At 57.0% G+C, this 3,936-nt stretch carries 2 protein-coding genes and 1 pseudogene; 2 read left to right on the plus strand and 1 reads right to left on the minus strand.

Annotated elements, in window-relative coordinates:
- A pseudogene (locus tag VMU57_RS01595) lies at nucleotides 1-195 on the plus strand (carboxypeptidase regulatory-like domain-containing protein); the annotation flags it as partial.
- Nucleotides 196-278: 83 nt separating this feature from the next.
- Here VMU57_RS01595 and VMU57_RS01600 read toward each other — a convergent pair.
- Entirely contained in the window at nucleotides 279-2,297 is a 2,019-nt protein-coding gene (locus tag VMU57_RS01600; RefSeq protein ID WP_325380120.1) for a 30S ribosomal protein S1, read from the minus strand.
- 833 nt (nucleotides 2,298-3,130) lie between these two features.
- On the opposite strand from VMU57_RS01600, the gene VMU57_RS01605 reads away from it, so the two are divergent.
- Nucleotides 3,131-3,936 (plus strand): NADP-dependent oxidoreductase (locus tag VMU57_RS01605; RefSeq protein WP_325380122.1); only part of this gene is annotated, 806 nt, incomplete at its 3' end.

The raw sequence follows: 3,936 nt of genomic DNA on the forward strand, positions 1-3,936 counted from the left end.
AATCAGCACACCCTGACGGTCGAGAGTTACATCACGCAGGAAGATGGAGCGTACCGCTTTGAGCAGCTGTCTCCCAATGACGATTACAAGCTTTGGGCGAAGGTGGATGGGAAATCCAGCAAGCCGAAGATCCTGAGTTCCTTCGACGACAGGGCTATCTTTCGCGTCATCATCCGGATTGACACCGGCAAGTAGATTCGCTCGCTCCACAACTTCTGCTGCAAATAGAAGCGCCGAATGCATCGCATTCGGCGCTTTTAGGTTCTTGTGCGGTGCGATTATTCTTCGCGCTCGCGCTTCTTCCAGTTGATCAGATCGCCCAGCGTAGTGGACGAGGAAGACTGCGAAGACGAAGTTTCACGCGGACCGCTGGAAGGCGAATGCCCGTGTCCATGCTCCTTCGCGTGTGGCGCCTTGTATTGCTCCACATCCGCCCGTGTCGCTTCGTCGCCAACGGCGCGAAGGCTCAGGCCGATCTTCTTCTCTTCCGCGTTCATCTTGATGATTTTGAAGTCGTGCTCCTGGTCAACGTCCAGCTTGATCGGAACCCCATGGAGATCGGTGGCTTCCGATACGTGGCACAGGCCCTCGACTCCGTCCGCCAACTCCACGAACGCGCCGAACTGCGCCATGCGGAGCACTTTGCCATGCACAACATCGTTTACCTGGTGCTGTGCAAAGAATGACTCCCACACATCCGGCTGCAGCTGCTTGATGCCCAGCGACAATCGGCGATGTTCCGCTTCAATTCCCAGCACAACGGCCTTGACCTTGTCGCCCTTCTTCACCACTTCAGACGGGTGCTTGATGCGCTTGGTCCAGCTCATATTGCTGACGTGGACCAGCCCGTCAATCCCATCCTCAATCTCAATGAACGCGCCAAACTCCGTAAGATTCCGCACGCGACCTTCAACCACGCTTCCGGTCGTGTAGCGTTCGGAAAGATGCTCCCACGGGTTCTCGAGCAGCTGTTTCATGCCGAGTGAAATACGGCGATCCGCCGGATTCACATTCAGAATGATGGTCTCAATCTCATCGCCCGGCTTCACCAGCTTGGTCGGGTGCTTCATGCGCTTCGACCATGTCATCTCGGAAACGTGGACCAGGCCTTCGATGCCTTGTTCCAGTTCCACAAACGCACCGTAGTCGGTCACGCTCAAAATGCGCCCACGCACGCGCGCGCCGATCGGGTAGCGCTCGGCTACGTCGAGCCACGGATCCGGTGTCAGCTGTTTGAATCCGAGCGAAATGCGCTGCTTCTCGCGATCGAACTTCAACACCTTCACCTGAATCTCATCGCCTACGTTCACCAGGTCGCGAGGATGAGTCAAGCGTCCCCAGGACATGTCGGTGACGTGCAGCAGTCCATCAATGCCACCCAGATCGACGAACGCACCGTACTCGGTCAGGTTCTTCACCGTCCCCGTCAGGATGGTTCCTTCTTCCAGGTGATCCAGAGTCAGCGACCGCTTCAGCGAGGCTTCGTTCTCCAGCAATTCTTTGCGGGAAACCACGACGTTGCCGCGCTTCTTGTTCAACTTGATGACGCGAACTTCAATCGTTTGGCCAATGTAGGATTCCAGGTTGCGAACCGGCCGAATCTCGACCTGCGAACCCGGCAGGAATGCCTTGATCCCGATATCGACCGTCAAGCCGCCCTTAACGCGGCTGACAACCATACCGCTCACTGGCGTCTTGTCGTTCGCAGCTTTCTCAATCGTGTCCCACACGCGGTGGCGCAAAGCCTTGTCGTAGCTCAGTAGGTAGCCGCCAGAGGGCTCCTCATGCTCCACAACCACTTCAATCGTCTGCCCTGGCTGCAGCTTCGGCTGACCGGTGTGGTCCAACACCTGCTCGATCGGAATCAAGCCCTCGGATTTCAGACCCACGTCGACCACGACATGCTTGTCGGTCAGTTTGATCACGGTGCCGGTCACGACGTTGCCGTCGACGGCCTGCGCGGCCTCCTGTGCCGCCTGCTCGTGCTCAAACGACTCCAGCAATGCACCAAAGTCCATCTCTTCCTCATGGGAAGAGGCATCGTGCGCTTCTGCGGCCTTAGGGGCTGCCGCTGGCGACTCACTCGCCAGCGCAGAGATTTCGGCGTGGCTCGTCGGCTCAGTCTGCTCCGATGTCTGGGAATTGGGCTCAGCTGGTTGGGTTTCTGCCGCGGCAGAAATGTGGTGGTTGTTTTCCGGCGCTTCGTTTTGCGTCTCGAGGGTTGTGACTTCGTTGGCTTCCAATGTAGTGTTCAGGGTTTTGCTCGCAGTGTGTTCGGGATTGAGGACGTCTACCATAAGACCTAGGGGGCTCCGGACTCATACGGCGCGACGGGCGCGTCGTATCGGGCAACCGCCGGTCTCCCTGGGGAAACCGAAGATTATCCTTTCAAGCCGGCTGCGGTCGCCTTGGCGACTGGCTGTCGAAATGGCATCTCAGCCGGGCGTGAAATCTGGGGGCTTTTCTCTCTCGCCATTGGCTCGAAACGCTGTCGGCGGTGCCATCACCTGAAAGTCAGAAAACGACTCCCTGGGTGGTACCCGAAAAACAGGCATGATCGAGATTTTGAGCCGGGGAAGAAAAGGAACCCTGGATTGGGAAACGGAGCGCGTGAGTCCTAGTCCGCTTCGCTCCCAATTAAAACTATATCAACCGGTGGAAAACAGTGTCAACGAGAACTGCACTTCCAACATCGATCTGCGAAGAAATTTGCGCCATTGCGCGTGATTCGCGTCACAGACGTGGCCACAACCGTGTGTTTAGACATGTTACCAAGGGCATCGCTTCCAGAAGTTCTCGTCCTATGTCATCACATCGCCCAAAGTCAACGTCCAATTTCACGAACAATATCATCGTGGAGGGCGACCGCATGTTGATTCTCTCAACATGCAAGGGGTGCGGTGCAGGCAAAAAATGCTCCAAATTAGACGGCTCGCTGGAGAAGTGGGAAAAATCCCATCGATGCAACAGCGAGCAGAAGCACTCCTAGGGCGATTCAGTCCACCTCATCGAAAGTTTGCCTTCACGGTTTCCCTGGTCACGGCGAACAGCGGATAATGCGGTAGTGCAAGAAATGCATCGCCGCGAATCCGATTCGCGTCCACGATCATCGCATCCAAGGGTGCCATACATGCCAAGCGTGAACATTCAGGCAAAGGAAATACGTCTCGTTTCTCGTCCGCAAGGAGAGCCCACACGGGATAATTTTGAGCTCACAACCGTAGAACTGCCTGAGTTGCAACCGGGAGAAGTCCTCGTCCGAAATTCTTTTTTCTCCATCGATCCCTATATGCGCGGCCGCATGAATGAGGGCAAGTCCTACATTATGCCGTTCGTTGTCGGCAAAACTCTGGATGGCGCCGCCGTAGGACAGGTGGTGCAATCGCGCGACGCCGCTTTCCGTCCCAGTACCTGGGTGTTGAGTTTCTGCGGCTGGCGCGATTACTACACCGCCCAGTCGTCGCAGTTGCGGAAGATCGATGCCACCGTCGCGCCTCCTTCTGCCTATTTGGGGGTTTTGGGCGCCACTGGCCTAACGGCATGGGTCGGCCTCAATGACATTGCCAAAATCAAAGAAAGGGAAACAGTCTTCATCTCCGCCGCGGGTGGCGCTGTGGGCAGCGTTGCCTGCCAACTGGCGAAGTTGCAGGGCTGCCAGGTCATCGCCAGCGCGGGTTCGGCAGCCAAGGTGGCGTTTCTCAAGAACCAGCTGAAGGTCGACTACGCGTTCAACTATCGCGAGCAGGATCCTCTGCGGCAATTGGAATCCGCCGCGCCGGATGGCTTACACGTTTACTTCGACAACACCGCCGGACCGCAGTTGGAAGCCGCGCTGGCGTCCATGCGCAACCATGGCCGCATCGTGATGTGCGGCGCTATCGCTGGGTATAACGCACCCTCGCCAGGTCCGACCAATCTGCACCAGGTGATCATTCG

It is taken from the genome of Edaphobacter sp. (assembly GCF_035532915.1).
Taxonomy (GTDB): Bacteria; Acidobacteriota; Terriglobia; order Terriglobales; family Acidobacteriaceae; genus Edaphobacter.